This window comes from Chryseosolibacter indicum, assembly GCF_018598585.1.
Classification (GTDB): Bacteria; Bacteroidota; Bacteroidia; order Cytophagales; family Cyclobacteriaceae; genus Chryseosolibacter; species Chryseosolibacter indicus.
In genome coordinates this window covers 15,036-36,119 of record NZ_JAHESD010000051.1, presented here as the reverse complement: position 1 = coordinate 36,119, position 21,084 = coordinate 15,036, and the positions used below count along the sequence as shown (strand labels likewise).

Genomic DNA, 21,084 nt, shown 5'->3' with positions numbered 1-21,084 from the left:
AACTTTAAACCTTGAACCTTAAACATTTATTGGAGTTCCAGGTGAAGAAGAGGAAATGGTTTGCCTAATCCATCTGTTTCTGAGCGCCCAATTATTTTGAAACCCATGTGAGTATAAAATGCGGTGGCCTGGACATTCTGTTCATTCACATCCACCTTTCTCACGTTCATATTTTGAATAGCATGTTGCAGCAAATGCTTTCCCACTCCCTTCCCTCTGCAATCAGGATGAATAAAAAGCATTTCAAGTTTGTCTTCACCAACACCTGCAAAACCAATGATCCTCCCTTCCTGATTTCTGAATGCTGAGAGCTGCACCAAGTAAAAATACTGGTTGAGTATAAGCGGTTTAAAGTACATGATATTTTCTTCAGAGAGAAAATCGTGAGTAGCTCTCACAGAAGCTTCCCATACCTCGATAAGTTCGTTAAACTCATCAGCTTTAACTGTCGTAATCATTCTTGCGAATTTTAATACCAAATGTCTTGCGTATAAAACTCTTAAACCTTAATGGTGAGAGAAACAATGTTTTCAACGTGCATGGTATGCGGAAACATATCAACGGGTTGTACTGCTACAATGTTATACTTTTCGGCAAGCAACTTAAGATCACGCGCCTGCGTGGCTGCGTTGCAGCTAACATAAACTATTCGCTTGGGTTCTGCCTGCAATAACATTTTAGTAACATCTTCATGCATTCCGGCCCTTGGGGGATCTGTAATTACAACATCCGGTTTACCGTGAACAGATAAGAAGTTTTCATTAAGCAGATCTTTGATATCGCCAGCATAAAAATCTGTATTGGTAATGCCATTGATCTGTGAATTGACTTTTGCATCTTCTATGGCTTCCTTAACGTACTCAAGTCCTACAACTTTTTTTGCCTGCCCAGCTACAAAGTTGGCAATGGTACCCGTACCTGTATAGAGGTCATACACAAGTTCATGATTTTGGATGTTTGCCATCTGCCAGGTGAGTTTATACAATTGATAAGCCTGATCTGAGTTTGTCTGATAAAAAGACTTTGGCCCCACACGGTATTGAAGTATACCAGTACCATCTGGTTTAGGCATCTCTTCGGTAATGTATGGATTACCCTTCCAGCAAGTGATATTCAAATCGCTGAATGTATCGTTCTTCTTTCCATTGATCACATAATTGCAGGAAGTGATCTGCGGAAAATCGCTGACCAGACGATTAAGGATCTTCTCGATCCATTCCATCTTATCATACGTTACCTGTAAAATCACCATCACCCCCCCTGTATTTGCCGTGCGAATGGTAAGTGTTCTTAAAAACCCAATCTGTTTGCGTAAGTCGAAGAAGGGAATGTTGTTTTTTATTGCTTCATCCTTCGCTGCCAATCTTATGGCATTAGAAGGATCAGGTTGCAGATGGCATTGCAATACATCAAACACTTTATCATACTTGCGCGGAATATGATAGCCCAGCCCTGGCTCTACATTATGCTGAGGGTCTGTGAGTGATGTTGCAAGTTCATTCTTTGTGAGCCATCGCTGTGAGGAAAAAGTATAGTCGAGCTTGTTTCTGTAATACCTTGTCTTTTCAGAACCAAGAATAGGAAACACTGCAGGCAAAGTAAGCCCACCTATACGCTCGAGGTTATCGATTACCTGTTGATGCTTATACGACAATTGTGTTTCGTACCCAATATGCTGCCACGAGCAGCCACCACACAGGCCGAAGTGAATGCAAAAGGGCTGAACGCGGGATGACGAGAAGCTTGTAATGGCTGTTACTCTTCCTTCAAGAAAAGAGCTTTTAACTTTAGTTAGCTCAGCTGTAACCGTGTCGCCTGGTGCACATCCTTCTAAAAAAATAATCTGACCATTGATTTTAGCCACACATTTGCCTTCAGCGGCCATTGTGTCAACATGAATATTCTCAATGACGTCACCTTTTTTCATTCTGTTAATCCTATCCATTAATTAATCTCGTCTATATCAAAGTTGCTCTGATCGATATTCATGTCAAAAAAAGTCGTTTTGACACTCCAATTCATAATTTTACAGAGAGCGCAAAACTACTGAATTACGGAGTTTTATGCCTCTGTTTGATTTCTTATATTTAGATTCTCGCTCAGGTATGAAAAGGTTTTTACTCGTCATTCTGTGTTTATTAGCATTTCCGGTAGTAGCATCACACATAGTAGGTGGTGAATTTGAAATTCTATATGTATCCGGTAACACATACAGAATCAATCTGATCCTGTACTTTGACCTTAATAATGGCTCAGCAGGTGCGCGTGACCCTGATGTGCGAGCACGTATTTATAGAAAAAGAGACAATGCCATTATAAGGAATGAAGTTATCCTTAATTTCAAAGACGAGGTGAATGTAAACTATACACAGCCAAATTGTTCAGTGGGTGGTGTAAGGACTTCAAAACTGGTTTATACTATCACATTGGAAATGACACCGGAAGAGTTCTCTGACAGTAAGGGATATTATATTGTATGGGAAAGATGCTGCAGAAACTACAATGTAAATAAGCTCTTAAATATTGTAAGTGTTGATCCTTCGACCAATACAAGCCACCCTGATGCTGCTGGGCAAACTTTCTACCTTGAATTTCCTCCGGTAGTTAGAAATGGAAAGCCATTCAGAAACTCTTCTCCTCAGTTATTTCCTCCGCTAAGTGACTATGGTTGCATCAACAAACCATACTACGCAAACTTCGCCGGCACTGATGTAGATGGTGATTCACTTGCCTATTCTTTAGTTACGCCCCTGAACACCCATACCGCGGAGGCCATTCCAACGGGAGGACCAGGGCCTGCCCCCTTCCCTACTGTAAAATGGATAGCTCCATACAGCCTCAACAACATTATGGGTGGTAACCCTGATCTTAAAATCAGTAAAGATGGTTTGCTTACCGTTACTCCAGGTAATATCGAAGGCCTGTTTGTGTTTGCAGTAAAATGTGAAGAGTTCAGAAATGGTGTAAAAATTGGTGAGCTGCGAAGAGATTTTCAGATGTATGTTCTTGACTGCCATCCTGCTGATCCACCACAGATATCGGGAAGAAAGTTAGGTGACACTAATTTTACTTACACCAACACCATGTCTGTAAACTTTTCTAAAAATACGCCTGACAACCAGCGTTGTATTGAAGTGCGTATTACGGATCCTGATGTAATGCGAGATGGTTCAGAGAATATTTCAATACGGGCAATTCCCCTTGGCTTTAATGGTGATGTATCTAATTTACTTCCGGATATTTCTACTGCAACACTTACGAAAAGTGAATCAGAAAAGATATTCAAGCTCTGTTTTGATAAATGTCCTCATAAGTTTGGCCCTTACCAGATTGGCATTATCGCTGCAGACGACGCCTGCAGTCTTCCCCTCCTTGATACGCTAAAGATTACTGTTAATATTGAGCCTCCTGATAATAACCCCGCTATCTTTACTATTCCAACAGGGAACATTCAGCAGACAAACAATTACGACCAGTTAGTAAAGTGGCCGATTGAAGGAATTGATGTGGACAATGATGCTTTAACAGTGAAGGTAGTAACAAATGGTTTTAACTTTACCGAAGCAGGATTCAGTTTTACAGGTGGTACTTTAAACAATGGCTTATATCGCGATACACTCGTGTGGGATACACGCTGCCGTGTTTTTGATTTTACGGAGCGGACCAATTTTAAGATAAGATTATACCTTGATGATGTTGATGGTTGTAAACTCGAACAACCTGATATAACTCTTTTTGATCTTACTGTTAAGCTACCCAATAACGCTAAACCGGAAATTGGCTCAACACTTTCCTCTGCGGCGCTACAAAACGGTATAGAGCAAAAGGTATATTCACCCATAACGTTTGGAGTGTTTGGTACGGATAGTGATAATAATGAGTTAACCCTTTCCGGATATGGAGAAGGTTTTAACATGTCAGCATACAACATTTCATTTCCTACTGCTACCGCTGATGGCGTTGTTAATTCCAGATTCAACTGGACGCCTGATTGCAAAACAGTAGACCTGAGGGCAAGTGATCAGTATTTGTTTACCTTCATTGTAAAAGAAGAACCCGATTATTGTTTTGTTTCGCGGAGTGATACTTTACAGGTGAATGTAAAACTTCTTCCGCCAGACAACCGCTCACCTTCGTTAACAGTTACGAGTCTTAATCCTGCAGTACCTTTAATCGGCGGAGATCAACTATCTATGATCATTGACCAGGAGGTTTCCCTCCAGCTTACAGCAACAGATATGGATGTTAATCCGCCGGACAGAATAAAAATAGAATTAATTGAAGCCTCCGGAAATGTAAAACCAGAAGGATATTCATTTACGCCTGTTGAGGGCTTGAGTCCTTTAAACGGAACATTCAACTGGAAACCGGATTGTTCTATCTACAAGAACAACGTGTATGAGAATGATTATGTCTTCAGGTTCAGGGCCATAGATAACAGATGTTTTTCTGTGTTGTCCGATACTTTTAACATTGGATTAAAGGTGAAGGACATTGAGGGCAGTGACAAAGACTTTATCCCACCTAACTTTATTACCCCAAATGGCGATAAGTGCAATGACTTCTTTGCGCTGGAAGGAATTGAAGAACGTGAATGCGGTGAAATACATCTTGCCAACTTACCATTGGATAATTGCGCGGGGCAATTCAGCTCCATCAGAATCTACAACAGATGGGGTAAGCAAGTCTTTCAAAGTTCGCAAAGAAATTTCCGTTGGTATCCTGATGCTGAAGCCTCCGGTATCTACTTCTACACCGTAAACTATACAAACCGGGAATACAAGGGATCACTGACCTTACGCTATTGATGAAAGCAGAAAGCTTAAAGTGATAGCCAATAGTTTATTTGATGTTAGAGACGTATGGGCAGCAGGCTGTTATCTCTTACGTAGGCTGTTTGTCCTCCCCATTGTATTTTAGTCCATACATCGGTTTTTCCAAGAATCTTCACGCGGTGGCCATCTCCTGTTATTGTTACCAAGGGTGCTCCTGGTGAGGGGCCATTCATTATATAGGTACGGGTGTTGGTGATTATTGCTGTTGTGGCGCGATCTCCAAAGTTAACATGGAGGAAGAAACCAATCAGTAACAGCATCACGAAGGCGCCGGCGAATATCGGACGCTTATGCAATTTCAGTTTTGTATAAAAGGTCAGTGAGAGAAAAAAGATGACAATTGCCGCTATTCCTGCTGTGATGTAGAGGTAGTTGTCGTAATAAAAGTCAAGGAAGTGGTCAGTGTCTGAAGTTTCATAACCTTCAAGATTGTGCTTATCAGCAAGTTCAGTCATCTTGTCGAGTACTGCCTTATCGTTTGTAAGCGAGTAATACAAATTAAGATAATACATGGCCTGTCCCACATTATCCAAACCTTCCTGTATAAATGCCATCTTGAGAACCATGGCAGGTGTATACTGTTTCTGATCTAAGATCTCTTTATAGTGCTCAAAAGACTGGGTATAACGCTTTGCCAGGAAGAGAGAATCAGCAGTTTTTAGTTGAAAAGAAGAAGTTTGAGCATAAGTGTATTGAAAAGTGGTGAGTATCAGCGTGATGTAAAAAGTAATATTTTTTATCGATCGGCTTTGCATTTTTTTCATATCCTGTTACCTTTGTGCCCTCAATTACGCAAAAGCACAATAAAGGAGCAAGAAAGTAGTTGAGAAGATCACTTAGCTTACCAGAAAAACAGCTAAGTGAACTAAGAAAAGTAAAAACGATCTCGTAGCTCAGCTGGTAGAGCATTACACTTTTAATGTAAGGGTCCTGGGTTCGAATCCCAGCGGGATCACAGGTTGACAAACCAAAACACTCGAAAGCTCACAAAACACGTTTTTGTGGGCTTTTTTGTTTTTAACGCTTACCAAAAAAGTCATCTTTTCTCATATGTCGCGGGACTAATTCGGGACCTGCGTGCCGCTGAGAAAATGAGGTCTCGCTAAACGAGATAAGGGATTCAATATCAAGGGGTTCACTCAATGAACATCTTGATTCTGCAAAGACATCAAAGGAAATTTAATAACCATTAAAAAATTACTTTGATGAACAAGACAATCAGTGTCCATTTCCGATTGAAGAAGCGCAGCGGCTATGTAGTCGGAGAAAAAATGCCAATCTATTTACGATTGACAATTGATGGTGATCGAACAGAATTCTCAACACAGCGTGAGATCGATCCAACAAAGTGGGATTCGAAAAGAGGTCGCGCGATCGTGACGAAGAGAGAAGAGACGCGACAACTCAACAGCTTTCTTGAAACCATGCAGGCGCAGATCTACGAAGCGCAGCGTGAACTATTGAACAAAGGAAAAGAAGTCACGATCAAAGCGGTGCGAAATATTATGCACGGCATCGAGGAAGAAGAGATCGATCCCTTGAAAGACAAAAGTCTGATGCTGGTCTACCGCGAACACATCAAACAGATCACCGACCTGGTAGGAAAAGAGTATGCAAAAGGAACACTGAAAAGATTCAAGTCAGCTTTCAACTCTTTGGAAGAATTTATGAAGCACAAAAAGAAAGATGACATCAAGCTTCGCGAGCTCAACTATCAATTCATTAGTGAGTACGAATTCTTTTTGAAGACCGTTCGAAATGTCGAGCATAATACTGCGATGGGAACGATCAAGAAGCTCAAGAAAATTGTTCGCATCTGCGTTGCTCATGACTGGCTGGACAAAGATCCGTTCATGAACTACAAAGTAAAGATCCGCGACACAAACAGACCATACTTGCTGCAAGATGAGCTTGATCGGATTATTGCGTTAAAGTTCATATCCGATCGCCTCGCCAACGTGCGTGATATTTTCGTTTTCTGTTGTTATACAGGTCTCGCTTACGCGGATGTTCAGAAACTGAAAAGAGTTGACATTGTGATCGGTCACGATGGCGAGAAGTGGATACATACCGAACGTGTGAAGACAGAAACTTCGACTCGTGTTCCGCTTTTGCCACAGGCATTGAAGATCATGGACTCGTACAAAGATCATCCGCAGTGTGTGAATCAAGGCAAGCTATTACCGGTGATGAGCAATCAGAAGATGAATGAATACTTAAAAGAGATTGCCGACCGATGCGAGATCAACAAGAAGATGACATTTCATACTGCGCGGCATACCTTCGCTACTACCGTGACCTTAACTAACGGTGTACCAATAGAAACTGTGAGTAAGATGCTTGGACATAAGACACTCAGGACAACACAGCAGTATGCGAAGATTTTAGATCAGAAGGTGAGTGAGGATATGAGGGCCTTGAAAGTTAAACTTTCAAGGTGAGAACTAAGAACGAGAAAACATACTCTCGTTCTTTTCCATACGCTTCAATTTCGAAATAAATTAGCCCAAAAATCTTTCCAACTCAAAACGATAGAAGTCGTTCGCAGAACTTTTATAGTCCATGAATTCAGCATTGGCAGCTAGGTTGTTGTATTCATCAAGAAAAATATTTTTTAACTGACCGTCCGCCTCCAGCTTATTGATAAGTCCAATGTTCAACCCGATTTTTGTAAGTTCAATCTTATGCTGATCGGTTGTTCCATAGACGTATTCGTTATAGTCATTTGTGGAGATCAGATCATAATCGTATAACATCACAATGAATTTATTGACCTTAAAGCTGACAAAGTCATCTTCGATTTTTAATTTGACGATTGCGAGATTTACAAGCTCTGTTTCGGTTTTGGAGGTCAAATCAATGTAGAGTTGTGATGTTGCTGCTTCATCCAAAGGGTCGATACTTTGCTCACCGTAAGTTGTTCCAAAAAAGGTTAACCCGTTATTGTCAGCAATCCGTGATTTAAAATAACCTACCGTGTAGTTAATGTTTTGTTTAAGTGCCCTTCGCTGGCTAATTAGAATGTGGTTTTTATAGTATGCTCTGGCCTCGGAATATCGTAGCCTAGCGAACTCCTTGTCCATTATGTAATCAATATCATTTACGAAAAGCGCCCAGATCTTTTCAATTACATCATACGCGCCCCATGTCGCTGTTTTCACCAATCCATCCAACCTTAAGGCGATTAAATCCGACAATCTGTCCACGTTACTATAAAAGTTGCTAATGCCGGATTCTATCAAATTTTGCTTCAGCTTCTCAAGATGGGTCTGCGGGTCTTTACTCAAGAATTCCTCATCGCGCTTGATCTGCTCGTATTTCTTTTTGGCTCGATCTTTTTGGTCTGCATTTATCTTCAGCTTCGTGAAGTCAAATGATTCTAAAATTGGATTTTCGATTGTATCAGGGAAAGTCCGGCTTCGCAGCATTTCAATTTTGCTCGTCATACTACTCCCTTTTCTGTTATAGTCTTCATTGTTCAAAAAGTGGACTTTAGGGAGGAGTTTCTCCAAAGTTTTGTTTTCATTGCTGAAGATATTATTTAGACGATTTACTCGACCTATAAGGTTGGTTAATTCTTTTCCTTGCAGTGAATAGGTATTCAAAACGTATAGAGTGTCAATTGGCAAGTTCATGCCTTCAAGAATTACCGAGTTAGCAACAACATACTTTATTTCAGGGATATCACGGAACTTGCTTTCGAGGTACTCTTTAATCAAATCGGGAAGTTTCCCATGTAGGTAGATAATGCCTTTTGCGACATACTGCACGGCATAAAATCTTTCGTGAACTTCTTGGCGCAGATTATTAATCAAATCTTGTAACCGTTCGGAAACTATTTTGTCAGGAATGGCTTGGGCCAAGTCTTTTGCAAGCCTTTCTATGTAAATCGGCCGATAGTTGTAAATGAAATTCTTTTCTCCTGCTGTCTTAAGGATATAAGAAAATAGCCCATCAGCCTGGCCAATGTGGTAGTGTTCATTTACGAAGCGATTATACTTATGAACGCTATTATTAAGTTTGACCTCAAAAATCTCCGGCTCTTTTATGTTGAAATGGATTTTATGCTGTGAAATCAAATGATCGGAATACATCTTAAGATTTTCAATGTCCTCGATCAGTGGTGAAAGATATACTACACGATGACCCTTATTAAGACGATAATTCCTATTAAGGAGGCGAGATAGTAAAATACTGCGCGAATCGTCTTTAAGTATATTATGCGCTTCATCAATGAAAATAAGGTCAAAATGAATCTCATTCTTCTCCAACAAACGCAGGGCGCGCTCTTGGGTGAATATCGCAATAAAGGCTGGCTCACCTTGATACATCTCGTCATGTATTATAAGTTTTTTACCAAATCCTTTATCCCTAATCATGCGATACGTCTGCATTAGAAGAGATTTAGTCGGAACAATAATGGCTATTTTTTGATCCTTAGATGTTGCGGCTTTTATGCAATCTACTATGACGGAACTTTTTCCAAATGAGGTGGGAGCAACATAGCTCAAACTATTGGAAGAATCTGAAAGTAAGCTTTTCTTTTCATTGAATTGATGTATTGTTTCGATATATCCTTCGCTGCGATACCTCTCAATTTCGAGAGAAACAAGTTGGTGAGAGATACTTTCGTCAGGGAGCATCTTCCTATCTAGTATAAAGCTGACTATCGGGTAAAAGCCGAAAACCGTTGCAAAGTCATAAAGTGGTCTGTAGTCACTATATGTCACAGAATATTTCAAAATGATATAATAAGCAAAGTCGCAATACGTTCGTCTACGCTTGTCTTGCCCGTAATGCCGCAAAAAGAGTATTGCGCATGCGAGCAGATAACTCTTTTCATTTTCCGAAAGCTGGCGCCCAGTTGTAAGGCCTTGAATAGCGTCCCTAAAAAACGGAATTTTGTTAATAGATGTTAGCGTCCTTTTTTCAGATAGGTCCATGTGTTACGCCTTTAGGTAATCCAAGAAAAGTTTTAGAGTTGATTTTGTTACACACACCACAACCATTTTTTTGAACTCCAGTTTTTCGATGATCTGTAATACCTCCTTTTCAAGCTCCGCAGAATCTGTCGGTTTCCAGGTCCCGTTCAAGAAGATAGTAGCTCCAGGAATAATGTTAGTTTCCTTAATTTGTTGAAACACTCCTTTTGTATATCGCTGCGATAGTGCGTCTATGTTTTTCCTTACGTTCGGATTAGCATTGACATCAAGCTGCGAAGCATGCTTGTAAGCGTTCTCCCATGGATTGTTTGGCCCTTCCCCTGCCAATTTACTCTTTAAGTCATCGTAAGATTCCTTCACTTTTTTTGCGTGGGATATCCCAGCTGTGCCAATACTTCCGGATTTACTTTCTAGTATCCATTCTTGTGAGGCAAAAAGATAATAGCCATCAAAGCCTTTTTTAATTGAGTTTTCTTCAAGGTTGGTATATAGAAATTGCGGCTGATACCCTTGTTCATTGAGAAAAACATGTAATAAGAATTCGGCTACCGCACCCATTTCGGTCGTGCTTCCCGCTTTTGTCCCAAGGAAATTGGCTACTCTAGTCTTGACTGTCGATAGTTCAATGCCACGATTTCCCTCACATACCTTAACAAACCAATTATCTAGGCAAATCTTAAGTGGTTCATCAATGGTCTCTATATCAATAATGTAAAGAGTATTACCGCTGCCTAAGTTTTTAGATAAAAAATTGAATGACATCAAACAAAAGGTTGGCGTTTATTTAAATGCCGGATAAGGCTTCAGCGAGGTTAACTGCACCAATTGAAAACTGATATTTATCCTTTTGATATCTACTTACTGTGCTTAAATCAATGAGTATTTTTAAACCTTCGCCACCTTTTTTAAGGTGCGTATATATTAGCGGTGGTCCACTGTCTGGCGCTTCACTTACGGAGTTTTGATAGAAAAAAACTCGCTCGGATTTCACATCCCCATTCGGGAATTTAATTTTTATCGTCCCAAACTCGCTATCAGGAAAAGTTTCTTTCATGCTCATGGAGGTGTTGAAAACCTCGAAATAAAGGCTCTCTCCTTGAATGAAGCTTTTAACATACACATCTGAATTCGTAACCGCTGAGTTTTCATGGCTCCCTCGAACCACCGAATATACATATGACTCCCCTGTTGCGTCTCCAAACTCATCGACAAGACGACCGATTTGCCATCTGCCCAAGTTAGATTCAAATTGCTCCTGTTGTTTATTCTGTATTCGCAAGGCGGATAATGCCTCGTTCGTTTCAGGTGACAGATTAGTAGCACTGCTCTTAATCATCTTTATGGAAAAAGCGGAACTCTTACTTTTGAAGAACAAAGCTGTGTCGGTATGAATGATATAGGCATCCAACTTATCTGACTTTATAACGAGACTGTCATTTTGAATCTTAATTTTCGATTTTATTAGGGTGCTTTGCCCCGCGATGAATATCAAACCTTCGATTGAGTCCGCTTTTATTTTGAATTCGATTATCGCATTTTCAATCACTCTATTGAAAAGTGCAGACGCAAGCCTGTTGTTTGTTTCCATTGTTGACTCAAGCGACTTTCTCAAAAATTGCTTATCAGCTACATAAACTCCCTGCACATTGTCAAGTAAGGCACTTTGACAAGATGAAAGCATCATCATTGCACTAGCACATAGTGCTACAGTAGTCAGTTTGATTGAAGTCATAGACATTAAAGATTAAAACCACAAACGTAGCGGAAGGACCGATAGGTTCTCCAAGATTTTGCGATTCCTAGTGGGCTGGCGATCGAGTGGATCAGGTGGGGCAAGGAATCTTAGCTAAAATAATAAAAATTTAAGTAAGCGGCAATATCCCGTCCTACCATCCTGGTTCACGCAGCAGATTTTGTAAGTTGCAGTAGCGTAACACCCATGCCTGAAGACTGGACACGAGAGGAAGTTGAGCTCATTGTCTCCGAATACTTCGAGATGTTATCGAAGGAACAGTCTGGTGTTGCCTTCAACAAATCCGCAATCTGAAGACGAATACTACCCTTGCTCAAGAACCGATCAGAAGGTTCTATAGAATTCAAGAATAGGGATATTAGTGCTGTACTTGCGAAGATCGGCCAACCCTATGTCCGAGGATACTTGCCAGCATATAACTATCAGAAGCAATTGCTTGAAGAAGTTGTGTTCTCTTATATTCGGAAAAAGCCTGAAGCAGAAAAAACTTTCCAACTGTTCGCTGAATCTGCGCCTACACCCAAAGGTTTGGTCTTCGAAAAAATGTTAGAAGAGATGCCAAAGGCGGAAGCATTGTTGCAAGAACCCGAAATGGTATATAGAAGTCCAGTTAAAGTAAACTACATCGAATTGGAGCAAGCGAACAAAAGTGTCGGTCAGACTGGTGAAAGCATTGCTCTCGAGTATGAGCGCTGGCGCCTTGTTCACGCTGGCAAAGAAAGCTTGGCTGATAAAATTGAATGGGTTTCACAAACTCAGGGCGATGGACTTGGTTTTGATATTCTTTCCAAGAATACTAACGGAACTGATCGATACATTGAAGTGAAGTCTAAAAAGCTAACAAAGGAAGCTCCCTTTTATTTTTCAGCGTTTGAGTATGACTTTTCTAAACGGCAAAGATCTAGTTTCTTCTTATATCGCGTATTCAATCTAAAAGCAGAGCCGAAACTTTTTATTGCCAATGGCGCGTATGATGAGTTTTGTAACATGAAACCGACTCAGTTCAAAGGTTCCTTCTGACTCCTAACTACCGCTCCACCTGCATCGATACTTTTTCTGGACAGTTCTCGTTAGGCGGATTGCGCCCGATAGACTAGATACGAATGGCGCAGGTTTGCCCCTCACTGTCGCGGGCACCCAATGTGTTTTGCGTAGTTCCTCAGCAATTATTCGGTGGATGGGACAAGCGAAATGAGGAATACTAACGTAAGCAGTATCAACACCGCCATGTTCGTTAACATGAAACCTGATCGCTTCAAGTGGTATTGAATTTTTCTTCCCGATGGTATCCCCATCACTTATCTTCCGCTCAAAAAATTCTAGTAATTGCTTGTAACCACCGACAGGCTCAGCTTGTGTGCTAAAATAGACACCGGGCTCAACTTCGTCCTCAAACGATACAGTATCAACATCCTGAGCGGTTGTTTTAAGTATTATCAAATGGAAAAATAGGATGATAAAGTAACGCATCTTCTAAACTAGTGATTTTTTGAATTTACTTATAGACTAGCAGTCATACTGAATCACGGGTCAACGATGCAAGATGAAAGTTACGTAGTTCTTCGCAGGTTCAGCAGTTTGACGATCTTACGCTCAGTCAACTTGGCCGGCAGAATAGCGATGGCAAAGATCATACAGGCTGGAAATACAAATACAAGTAAGACCATCATTGCCTTCAACGAGAAATCAGCTTGTCTTATTTCGCCATTAACGGTCATCTCATCTGCTTCCAGAATGGCAAAAAGCGCGGTGACCGTTACAAATAGGAAGATTGTAACGATGACCCAAGGAATGGTAATTTGCGTATGAAGAATCGTGCCGTCTTGGTTGAATACCGTGCCCTTGAGTCTACTACTCATCATTCCCCACCAATCAAACTTTTGACGAGTGAGTGTAAATTCATTTCCAGAAACTGATCCGAAATATTGATGGGTGCTGAAGAACAAGAACTTGGAATTACTCTTGAGCAAATCGTTAATACGAGCGATGACTTCTTCTCGCCCAAGATCGCTACGATACTTATTCGTAAAATTGAAGAGTGAATTCATGAGAGACCTACTGGAAGCAAAATCCTTAAATATTTAGAATCAAATTCTTTTCGAACCCGTTATAAGGCTCATTCATATAACCATGTGGATTACAAATGACTTTCGTGTCACCAACCTCATACTTTATGGGAGTATGGATGTGACCATGAACCCAGTATTGAGGTTGATGTAACAGAATCATCTGCTCAAGGTTCGATGCATAAGCAGACGAAAGGATATCATCTTTAAATTGCTCCGGTATTGATTTCGGACTAGGAGCGTGATGAGTTACAACGATGTTCTTCGTAGTCGTTGACGATTCCAAACTCGATTGAAGCCACTTCAACGATTGCTGATGAATCACATAAGTATCGATCGAACGCAATTTGGAATACGAGGGATCTCTCCTGATCATCTTGTAATCATTCATCTTGCCCTGGCAAATACTCCCGTTAATCCTCGAGTCACCCATCAAAGCAAAATCGGTCCATAGGGTTGCGCCATGGAAAGTGACGTCATTAATAGTAACGGCTTTATTTTCCAAAACGTGGACATTTGTCTCAGAGCCTGAGTTCCTAATAGCGTTTAACGTCTTCGGGTAACTTCCTTTATAATATTCATGATTCCCAAGAACGTAGATTACCGGAATGTCAGTGATCGTTGCCTTGATCCACTCAATTCCTTTGGTACCAAGATTTATATCACCAGCGAGAATAACCAGATCGACTCCATCAAAGGAAAGATCCATGAAGCCGAACTCCTGATGTAAATCACTGATGACTAGTATTTTCATGATCGAACCTGAAAGGTAATAATTTTCAGCCGCTGAATAAATCCATCCCACCTTCGGGCTATAGTGTGAGAGGCCCGCGATTCAAGCTCATACTTTCGAGCATGACTTTCAGAAAAATCTATCCCAGCTGGGACGCTGTAGTGAAATGCCCGCAAATCAATGATGCAGTTTTGAGCCATAACGATTCATTGTTTATGCACACAGATTTCATCTTCACCAGCAATGGCATTGTTGCTAAAGTATTTCGCTCCCAGCTTGGACCAAGCTTGGAGTTATTTAGGTGCATTTGTCAGATCATTGGATAAAAAAAATCTTCCCCAGGTGGGGCCCAACTGTGTAGATTTTCTTTTGGCGTTGTCAGAATATTGATTCGAAAGAAGCGCAAAAGAAATTGAACGTAACGTGGTAACCAGTTGTGAACAGCATCAAATGAATTGAAAGAGTATTGTATAAAACTAAAACCATACAATTATGACGTATGAGATAATCACACATGAGGATCTGCAGAAATTCAGACTGCAGTTGTTGGAGGATCTGACAAGGCTGATGTCAGGCGCGGTGCAGCCACAATTTAATAAAGAGTGGCTGAGAAGTTCGGAGGTGAGAAAGATGCTCGGTATCTCTCACGGCACGCTACAGAATTTACGGATCAAGAATATTCTGCCGCACCGAAAGATTGGCGGTCTGATGTATTACAAGTACCAGGATATTCTAAAGTTGTTGGAAGGCGGTGAAGAGAAAAGCATGAGTTATGGAAAAGCAGCTTGAGCAACTTTCTTGCTTCATCAACCGGGTGGCTTCAGATGTTCGTCTGAAGCCCACTCATACTTCCGTATACCTCGCACTTTGTGATTCATGGATCGGTAGTCGGTTCTCTGAGACGTTTCAGGTCTCAAGGCGGAAACTGATGAGAGCAGCACATATACAGTCCATTGTTACCTATCACAAGGTGATCAGCGAGCTTCAGGCATTCGGCTACTTGCATTACTTGCCTTCTTATCATCCAATGAAAGGAAGCGCGGTAAGCTTGATGGATCGAGGGGATACAAATTCAACCAAATGGAGGTAAAGCGTATGCTAAGTCCAGGTCAGCCAAAACCTTAGCGAGGTCAGACCGCACCTTGACTGAGGTTATCAATGTCCTTGATTAAGGTCGGACATTCTTGGAATACAAAGTTTCGGACCTTGGAAGCACCTTAGATGAAATGCCAATGACCTTAACCACCAAACTCGGTGACCTTGCAACTACCTTTTAAGGTTACAGCATAGTCGGCTGGGTGTTAAACAGGTCATCAAGATTAATAGAGTGCCGCGGTGAGTTTGCTATTCTAGAAGAGGGATCAACGCGCCACGCATGAGGACTAGTTAACCCCTTCAACCATGAGATAATTAAAAGATCTACGGTGAAGGAGGAACTTAAAAGACAATGAGAATAGATTTTCAGATGCAGAATAAGACAGCTATTTGATAAGAGTTGTTGAGAGGAGCAAGCAATGTTTTCGCTACGCTCAAACTGCTTGAAAAGACAAACACTTCGTTTAAAAAATGTCATATGGGAAGAAAGCAAGTGAATGAGAAAGACAAACGAAAAGTGCAGGTTAACATCAGACTTACAGATGATGAATATCAAAGAGTGGCTGGATACGCAACTTGCAGCGACCTGACACCAGCGAACTGGATTCGAAAGAAAGTGTTCACCGGGAAATTTCCGGCTGCCAAAATTCTGCCAATTGAATCAGATGCACTTCGGGAGCTTAGTCACATCGGATCAAACCTGAATCAGGTTGTCAAGAAGATTAATCAAGGCGTAATGCCGAGGGAATTTCTTCCGCTGCTGGTTGATCTGCTTCAAATAACTGTCGCCATCAAAAACCGGATCAATGACAGCGAATCTGATTAAGGGCAAAGGCTTCAGGGGAGCGTTGCGATATAATATGGAGAAGGTCGCTAAGGAAGAAGCCGAAGTGTTAGACCATTCTTTCGGTAGTCTGAAGGAGAAGGCAATCCTGAAGGAGGTGCTTGCCGTAAAAGTCCAGCGGCCTAGTCTTCAGAAATACTTTTATCACACTTCGATAAACTTTCCCTACCATGAAAAGCTTTCAAACCAGCTCATGAAGCAAATCGGCCAGGACTTCCTTGAGAAGAGCGGATTTGATCAGCATCAATATCTGATGTTCCGCCACTACGATGCTGATCACCCTCATCTTCATATCCTGGTAAACAGGATCGGTTATGATGGCAGTGTCGTCAGTGATAGCAACGATTATGCTCGCTGCGAAAAAGTATTAAGGGAACTTGAAAAGAAGTATGGTCTCACTGAGGTTGTCTCAAGCAAACAAGCTCAAGAACGGGCAGTGAGCAAGGACGAACTCTTAATGATGAAGCGAACGAATTCACCATCGGCAAAAATGGCGATGCAACACATCATCAAAGAAGTTCTGAAATCAAAAAGTCAACTTAGCACAAATGAGTTCATTTCTAAGCTTGACGAGCGCGGTGTAAAAGTGCTCTTCAACCAGGCATCGACCGGTTATGTGAGTGGCATCTCATATAGCTACCAAGGCATGGTCATGCAAGGCTCCAAACTTGGAAATGTGTTCAAGTGGTCAACCATCAAAAACACTATCAATTATGAACAAGAAAGAGATCGCCAAAGAATTCACGAGACAAATATTAGATCCGAACACGAACTCAATAAACTTCGAGCTGGTAACAAACATGCTCACCGAGATCCAGCAAACGCACAAGGAAGTGATATCAAATATGGACAGCTACCGGATTCGACACAGATTAATAGACTCTACATTTTCAGCCCATCGTTCGCAGCTGGAATCAATAAACATGCAAATCAGTCATCTGAATCGCAACCTGGAAGAGTCGTCAAAGCTGTTCCAGAAATCCAAAAAAGTATCTCTCTGGCATCGCTACTCGACAGCCATAATCGTGGGCGTGATCTCAGCCCTGCTAACCAATCTTCTGGTGATGATGATTGCATGAAGAAAAAACGGAAGAAGAAAAAGAGACGGGGGTTGAGGATGTAGGCAAGACTGCAAAAGGATAGTCGGTAAAAATTCGGACTACCTTGTCACAATTTATGTATCTACCACTAATCTTGGCAATCTGACTTGAAATTTTATAACCTTAGACGATATCTAACCAACGGTTTTGCCTATTTTCATAAAAAACAACCTATCAACTTTCAAGCTTAATGGTTCACGTTACCTGCGCGATTGTCATTGATGGATCGAAAGTACTTGTAACTCAGCGCAGTGAGGCTATGAAACTTCCGCTGAAATGGGAATTCCCTGGTGGCAAAGTTGATCTCAATGAGTCAGCTGAGAGCTGTATCAAAAGAGAACTTATCGAGGAGCTAAATATTGAAGTTGAGCTGCTTGAAAGGCTTTCCGATAGCCGATTTGAATATCCAACATTCACTATTAATCTCATCCCGTTTGTAGCGCGGGTGAAAGCTGGTCAGCTCACCCTTCGTGAGCACAGGGCCTTTCAGTGGTTACACCCAAAGGAACTGTTTGCATTAGATTGGGCTCCCGCTGACATTCCTGTGCTTGAACAATTCATGAACTCAAAGTATGCTGTCGGAAGGACTTTATGAGCAGCTAATCAATAAACTCTTATCCTCCAGGTTAAAACAACTGGAAAAGGATAAGTTTTTTATTAAAGAACGGCCCATTGATAAAGAGGAAGCCACAACCCTTCTATCGCAATACCTTATACGTGTCGTTAATCTCGCACTTGGACTGATCACCGGTGAAGATAGTATCGATAAACAAATCGAACTTTCAAACAAAATCATTCATCTACTACAATCAGAGTTACAAGAAGAGGATTTCAATGAGGACCTCATTGAAACGGAAGCGAAATTACTTTCTGGTATATTTTCAAAACTAGATTCGAGGTTTTCGGATTTAGAACAACATCTAAAATCAATCACACCATATACCAGGCTATCGCAAAGCGAACTTTTCACAGGGAACAACGCGGGCATTTCGCTCGAAAGTGAACTTAAAAAGGAAATCCTTTCATCAAACAAAATTTGCTTTCTTGTCTCATTTATTAAATGGACCGGTATACGAATTTTTGAAAAGGAACTTTCTGAGTTTACCAGTAATGGCGGTCAACTTCAAGTAATCACGACCTCTTACATGGGTGCAACGGACTTAAAGGCAGTTGAATATTTATCGAGCCTGTCCAACACGCAAGTCAAAATATCCTACAATACTGAAAACGAACGACTCCACGCAAAGGCATACTTATTTTACCGGAACACCGGTTTTCATACCGGATACATTGGTTCTTCTAACATTTCTCGATCAGCTCTGACTAGTGGTCTGGAGTGGAACTTGAAAATAACTACAAGGGAGATCAGTCATATCATAGATAAGTTTCAAAAGACTTTCGAAACATACTGGAACGATAAAGAATTTGAGTTATTCGTAAAAGGGACTCATACTGAAAAACTCAGAACAGCACTTCGAGGAGCAACATTAAAGGATAGAACACAACCTAGTAGTTACTTTGATATTAAACCATTTCCCTATCAAGAGGAAATTCTGGAGAGACTTGAATCAGAACGTTTACTCCACAAACGTATGCGGAATCTCATAGTCGCGGCAACAGGCACTGGAAAGACAGTGATTTCAGCATTTGATTTCAAGAGGTTTCGAACTCAGCACCCCAACTCTAGCCTGTTGTTTGTAGCTCACAGAAAAGAGATTCTACAGCAAGCTCTAGCAACTTTCCAAGGAATTCTCAGGGATAATAATTTTGGTGAACTATGGGTTGATGGCATTGAACCAGAAAAGTATGATTGTTTGTTCGCATCCGTTCAGACGTTAAATAATCGCTTGGATGAAATCAATCTTAGTGAGGGCTTTTTTGATTTTATCATCATTGATGAGGTACATCACATTGCGGCCGAAAGCTACAGGCCGATCATCAATCGTTTTTCTCCTCAAATACTACTCGGGCTAACTGCTACACCTGAGCGAATGGATGGTGCGGATATTTTAAAAGATTTTTCTGGAACGATCGCAGCCGAAATAAGATTACCTGAGGCATTAAACAGGAAGCTACTTTGCCCTTTCCAATACTTCGGAATTACGGATAGCGTTGATCTGTCAGACATGCAATGGAAGAATGGAAGGTATGTGCCTGCTGAACTTTCCCGTGTATACACACAGAATGATAAACGAGTCGGAGAAATTCTAAGTAACCTTCAAAAATATCTTCGTGATATCAATGACGTCCGCGCTCTCGGTTTTTGCGTCACACAGGAGCACGCGCAATACATGGCCGAGAAGTTTCGCATCGCAGGACTGAATGCCGATTATCTAACTAGTTCACGAAATGAATTCCGTGAGGAGCTAAAAAAGAAATTCCAGAGCAAGGAGATCAATTACTTATTCGTGGTCGATATTTTTAATGAAGGTGTTGACATACCAGAAATCGACACCATACTATTCCTTCGACCTACGGAAAGTTTAACGGTATTTTTACAACAACTTGGACGAGGATTAAGATTGGCGGAGGGCAAGGAATGTCTTACCGTTCTTGACTTTGTAGGAAACTCGAGACCTGAGTACGATTTTGAAGGCAAGTTTCGAGCACTTGTTGGAAAGACATCTACGCATATTCAAAAAGAAATTGAAGACGACTTCCCTCACTTACCACTAGGATGCACCATCGTGCTTGAGCGAAAAGCAAAGGAATTCATTATAGATAATATAAGACGTGCTACAGCATTAAATAAAAATCAACTCCTTAATAAAATCAGGAACTATCAGCATCAAACTTCACTTCCCTTAACTCTAAAGAATTTCGCAACCTTCTACAACATATCATTGCAGTCGATCTACAAGAGAGGTTCTTGGAGCCGTTTGTGTGCCATTGCAGGTCAGGTCAAGGATTTCTCACAGGAAAATGAAACTGAAATCTCAAGGACAATTCTAAAGAAATGGCTTTCCTGTAATTCAATATCCTATTTCGAATTCGTGCATGGTCTTGCTAAGAATGACTTCAAGGTTAACATCAACGAATTGAATGATGATGAAAAGGTGATGTGTTTAATGTTACACTACGATGTCTGGCAAGAAGCGAGCGGTTTCCCTTCAATAGAAGATAGTATTCGGGCAATTGGTCGAAATAAAGTTCTCACCGCTGAAATTATTGAATTCCTTGAATTGGTTATTGATAAAGTCGACTTCATTGAGAAGTCAATTCCATTGCCGTTCTCACAGCCATTAAAACTTCATGCGCGGTATACGAGGGATCAAATCCTTTCCGCTTTCGGCTTCTATACTTTAGAGAGTAAACCAAGCTATCGTGAGGGTGTTGCGTACTCTAAAGAAAGGAATGCAGAAATTCTTTTCGTGACTCTTAACAAATCCGAGGTAGACTTTTCTCCAACCAACTTGTATAAAGATTTTGCCATCAGCGAAACGATCTTCGAATGGCAAACTCAAAACTCTGCCAGACCCGACAAGGGGAAAGGGTATGAGTACATCAACCACAAAATCAACGGTAAGAAAATTCTCCTTTTCGTAAGGGAACGGAGCGAAGACGAATTCCAGAATACAATGGGCTTCGTCTTTTTGGGGGAAGTGAATTTAATAGATTATTACGGAGAGAAACCCATGAGCATCAAATGGGAATTGAATGAACCAATGCCACATTACATCTGGAAGGAGTCTGCTAAGATGGCGGTGGGATAAGT

General features: G+C 41.0%; 18 protein-coding genes and 1 tRNA gene. 10 read left to right on the top strand and 9 right to left on the bottom strand.

What is annotated here, in order from left to right; genetic code table 11:
* Nucleotides 1-26: 26 nt before the first annotated feature.
* The gene (locus KK060_RS18425) at nucleotides 27-458 is read right to left on the bottom strand and encodes a GNAT family N-acetyltransferase (protein ID WP_254155251.1); all 432 of its coding nucleotides are present in this window, start codon (nucleotides 456-458) and stop codon (nucleotides 27-29) included.
* A 41-nt stretch (nucleotides 459-499) separates the two neighbouring features.
* On the bottom strand, nucleotides 500-1,927 hold the full coding sequence (rlmD, locus tag KK060_RS18420) for a 23S rRNA (uracil(1939)-C(5))-methyltransferase RlmD (protein ID WP_254155250.1): 1,428 nt from the start codon (nucleotides 1,925-1,927) through the stop codon (nucleotides 500-502).
* A gap of 178 nt (nucleotides 1,928-2,105) precedes the next feature.
* On the opposite strand from rlmD, the gene KK060_RS18415 reads away from it, so the two are divergent.
* Nucleotides 2,106-4,808, top strand: coding sequence for a T9SS type B sorting domain-containing protein (locus KK060_RS18415; protein ID WP_254155249.1), 2,703 nt, complete (start codon nucleotides 2,106-2,108; stop codon nucleotides 4,806-4,808).
* A 44-nt stretch (nucleotides 4,809-4,852) separates the two neighbouring features.
* Here KK060_RS18415 and KK060_RS18410 read toward each other — a convergent pair whose 3' ends face one another.
* Nucleotides 4,853-5,599: an SH3 domain-containing protein gene (locus tag KK060_RS18410; protein WP_254155248.1), complete on the bottom strand. Its 747-nt coding sequence runs from the start codon at nucleotides 5,597-5,599 to the stop codon at nucleotides 4,853-4,855.
* A 118-nt stretch (nucleotides 5,600-5,717) separates the two neighbouring features.
* On the opposite strand from KK060_RS18410, the gene KK060_RS18405 reads away from it, so the two are divergent.
* Both KK060_RS18405 and KK060_RS18400 read left to right on the top strand, forming a co-directional pair.
* A tRNA-Lys gene (locus tag KK060_RS18405) sits at nucleotides 5,718-5,790 on the top strand.
* Nucleotides 5,791-6,040: 250 nt separating this feature from the next.
* Nucleotides 6,041-7,276 carry a site-specific integrase gene (locus KK060_RS18400; protein ID WP_254155247.1) on the top strand — a complete coding sequence of 412 codons (1,236 nt, stop codon included), beginning with the start codon at nucleotides 6,041-6,043 and terminating at the stop codon, nucleotides 7,274-7,276.
* Between the two features lie 60 nt (nucleotides 7,277-7,336).
* Here the strand turns inward: KK060_RS18400 and KK060_RS18395 are convergent, their stop codons facing one another.
* Genes KK060_RS18395 through KK060_RS18385 form a run of 3 tightly spaced genes read right to left on the bottom strand, consistent with a single transcriptional unit; the run spans nucleotide 7,337 to nucleotide 11,510 of the window.
* Nucleotides 7,337-9,778 (bottom strand): DEAD/DEAH box helicase, encoded by a 2,442-nt coding sequence (locus KK060_RS18395; RefSeq protein WP_254155246.1) that lies wholly within the window; start codon nucleotides 9,776-9,778, stop codon nucleotides 7,337-7,339.
* Nucleotides 9,779-9,781: 3 nt separating this feature from the next.
* Entirely contained in the window at nucleotides 9,782-10,540 is a 759-nt protein-coding gene (locus KK060_RS18390) for a Hachiman antiphage defense system protein HamA (protein WP_254155245.1), read from the bottom strand.
* 22 nt (nucleotides 10,541-10,562) lie between these two features.
* Nucleotides 10,563-11,510 (bottom strand): hypothetical protein, encoded by a 948-nt coding sequence (locus KK060_RS18385; protein ID WP_254155244.1) that lies wholly within the window; start codon nucleotides 11,508-11,510, stop codon nucleotides 10,563-10,565.
* A 330-nt stretch (nucleotides 11,511-11,840) separates the two neighbouring features.
* Between KK060_RS18385 and KK060_RS18380 the strand changes: the two genes are divergently transcribed.
* A complete protein-coding gene (locus KK060_RS18380) occupies nucleotides 11,841-12,551 on the top strand; it encodes a protein NO VEIN domain-containing protein (protein ID WP_254155243.1) in 711 nt (236 codons plus the stop codon).
* Nucleotides 12,552-12,554: 3 nt separating this feature from the next.
* Here KK060_RS18380 and KK060_RS18375 read toward each other — a convergent pair whose 3' ends face one another.
* The 3 genes from KK060_RS18375 to KK060_RS18365 form a co-directional block, all read right to left on the bottom strand.
* Entirely contained in the window at nucleotides 12,555-13,001 is a 447-nt protein-coding gene (locus tag KK060_RS18375; RefSeq protein ID WP_254155242.1) for a hypothetical protein, read from the bottom strand.
* Nucleotides 13,002-13,081: 80 nt separating this feature from the next.
* Nucleotides 13,082-13,579 carry a hypothetical protein gene (locus KK060_RS18370; protein ID WP_254155241.1) on the bottom strand — a complete coding sequence of 166 codons (498 nt, stop codon included), beginning with the start codon at nucleotides 13,577-13,579 and terminating at the stop codon, nucleotides 13,082-13,084.
* A gap of 25 nt (nucleotides 13,580-13,604) precedes the next feature.
* The gene (locus KK060_RS18365) at nucleotides 13,605-14,351 is read right to left on the bottom strand and encodes a metallophosphoesterase (RefSeq protein ID WP_254155240.1); all 747 of its coding nucleotides are present in this window, start codon (nucleotides 14,349-14,351) and stop codon (nucleotides 13,605-13,607) included.
* Nucleotides 14,352-14,822: 471 nt separating this feature from the next.
* On the opposite strand from KK060_RS18365, the gene KK060_RS18360 reads away from it, so the two are divergent.
* The 6 genes from KK060_RS18360 to KK060_RS18335 all read left to right on the top strand — a co-directional run bounded on the left by KK060_RS18360 (nucleotide 14,823) and on the right by KK060_RS18335 (nucleotide 21,082).
* Nucleotides 14,823-15,119: a helix-turn-helix domain-containing protein gene (locus KK060_RS18360; protein WP_254155239.1), complete on the top strand. Its 297-nt coding sequence runs from the start codon at nucleotides 14,823-14,825 to the stop codon at nucleotides 15,117-15,119.
* Nucleotides 15,103-15,420: a hypothetical protein gene (locus KK060_RS18355; protein ID WP_254155238.1), complete on the top strand. Its 318-nt coding sequence runs from the start codon at nucleotides 15,103-15,105 to the stop codon at nucleotides 15,418-15,420. The genes KK060_RS18360 and KK060_RS18355 overlap by 17 nt, the downstream gene beginning before the upstream one ends.
* A gap of 405 nt (nucleotides 15,421-15,825) precedes the next feature.
* A complete protein-coding gene (locus tag KK060_RS18350) occupies nucleotides 15,826-16,251 on the top strand; it encodes a plasmid mobilization protein (RefSeq protein WP_367397505.1) in 426 nt (141 codons plus the stop codon).
* Nucleotides 16,232-17,392 (top strand): relaxase/mobilization nuclease domain-containing protein, encoded by a 1,161-nt coding sequence (locus tag KK060_RS18345; protein WP_254155236.1) that lies wholly within the window; start codon nucleotides 16,232-16,234, stop codon nucleotides 17,390-17,392. Before KK060_RS18350 ends, KK060_RS18345 begins: the two co-directional genes overlap by 20 nt.
* A 167-nt stretch (nucleotides 17,393-17,559) precedes the next feature.
* The gene (locus KK060_RS18340) at nucleotides 17,560-17,964 is read left to right on the top strand and encodes a (deoxy)nucleoside triphosphate pyrophosphohydrolase (RefSeq protein WP_254155235.1); all 405 of its coding nucleotides are present in this window, start codon (nucleotides 17,560-17,562) and stop codon (nucleotides 17,962-17,964) included.
* Nucleotides 17,942-21,082, top strand: a complete 3,141-nt coding sequence (locus KK060_RS18335) for a DEAD/DEAH box helicase (RefSeq protein ID WP_254155234.1) — start codon at nucleotides 17,942-17,944, stop codon at nucleotides 21,080-21,082. Before KK060_RS18340 ends, KK060_RS18335 begins: the two co-directional genes overlap by 23 nt.
* Nucleotides 21,083-21,084 lie beyond the last annotated feature (2 nt).

Bases quoted from the DNA above. Each gene is read 5' to 3' on its own strand.
- KK060_RS18425 (WP_254155251.1), bottom strand. From the start codon at position 458: ATGATTACGACAGTTAAAGCTGATGAGTTTAACGAACTTATCGAGGTA.
- rlmD (WP_254155250.1), bottom strand. From the start codon at position 1,927: ATGAAAAAAGGTGACGTCATTGAGAATATTCATGTTGACACAATGGCC.
- KK060_RS18415 (WP_254155249.1), top strand. From the start codon at position 2,106: ATGAAAAGGTTTTTACTCGTCATTCTGTGTTTATTAGCATTTCCGGTA.
- KK060_RS18410 (WP_254155248.1), bottom strand. From the start codon at position 5,599: ATGAAAAAAATGCAAAGCCGATCGATAAAAAATATTACTTTTTACATC.
- KK060_RS18400 (WP_254155247.1), top strand. From the start codon at position 6,041: ATGAACAAGACAATCAGTGTCCATTTCCGATTGAAGAAGCGCAGCGGC.
- KK060_RS18395 (WP_254155246.1), bottom strand. From the start codon at position 9,778: ATGGACCTATCTGAAAAAAGGACGCTAACATCTATTAACAAAATTCCG.
- KK060_RS18390 (WP_254155245.1), bottom strand. From the start codon at position 10,540: ATGTCATTCAATTTTTTATCTAAAAACTTAGGCAGCGGTAATACTCTT.
- KK060_RS18385 (WP_254155244.1), bottom strand. From the start codon at position 11,510: ATGACTTCAATCAAACTGACTACTGTAGCACTATGTGCTAGTGCAATG.
- KK060_RS18375 (WP_254155242.1), bottom strand. From the start codon at position 13,001: ATGCGTTACTTTATCATCCTATTTTTCCATTTGATAATACTTAAAACA.
- KK060_RS18370 (WP_254155241.1), bottom strand. From the start codon at position 13,579: ATGAATTCACTCTTCAATTTTACGAATAAGTATCGTAGCGATCTTGGG.
- KK060_RS18365 (WP_254155240.1), bottom strand. From the start codon at position 14,351: ATGAAAATACTAGTCATCAGTGATTTACATCAGGAGTTCGGCTTCATG.
- KK060_RS18360 (WP_254155239.1), top strand. From the start codon at position 14,823: ATGACGTATGAGATAATCACACATGAGGATCTGCAGAAATTCAGACTG.
- KK060_RS18355 (WP_254155238.1), top strand. From the start codon at position 15,103: ATGGAAAAGCAGCTTGAGCAACTTTCTTGCTTCATCAACCGGGTGGCT.
- KK060_RS18345 (WP_254155236.1), top strand. From the start codon at position 16,232: ATGACAGCGAATCTGATTAAGGGCAAAGGCTTCAGGGGAGCGTTGCGA.
- KK060_RS18340 (WP_254155235.1), top strand. From the start codon at position 17,560: ATGGTTCACGTTACCTGCGCGATTGTCATTGATGGATCGAAAGTACTT.
- KK060_RS18335 (WP_254155234.1), top strand. From the start codon at position 17,942: ATGCTGTCGGAAGGACTTTATGAGCAGCTAATCAATAAACTCTTATCC.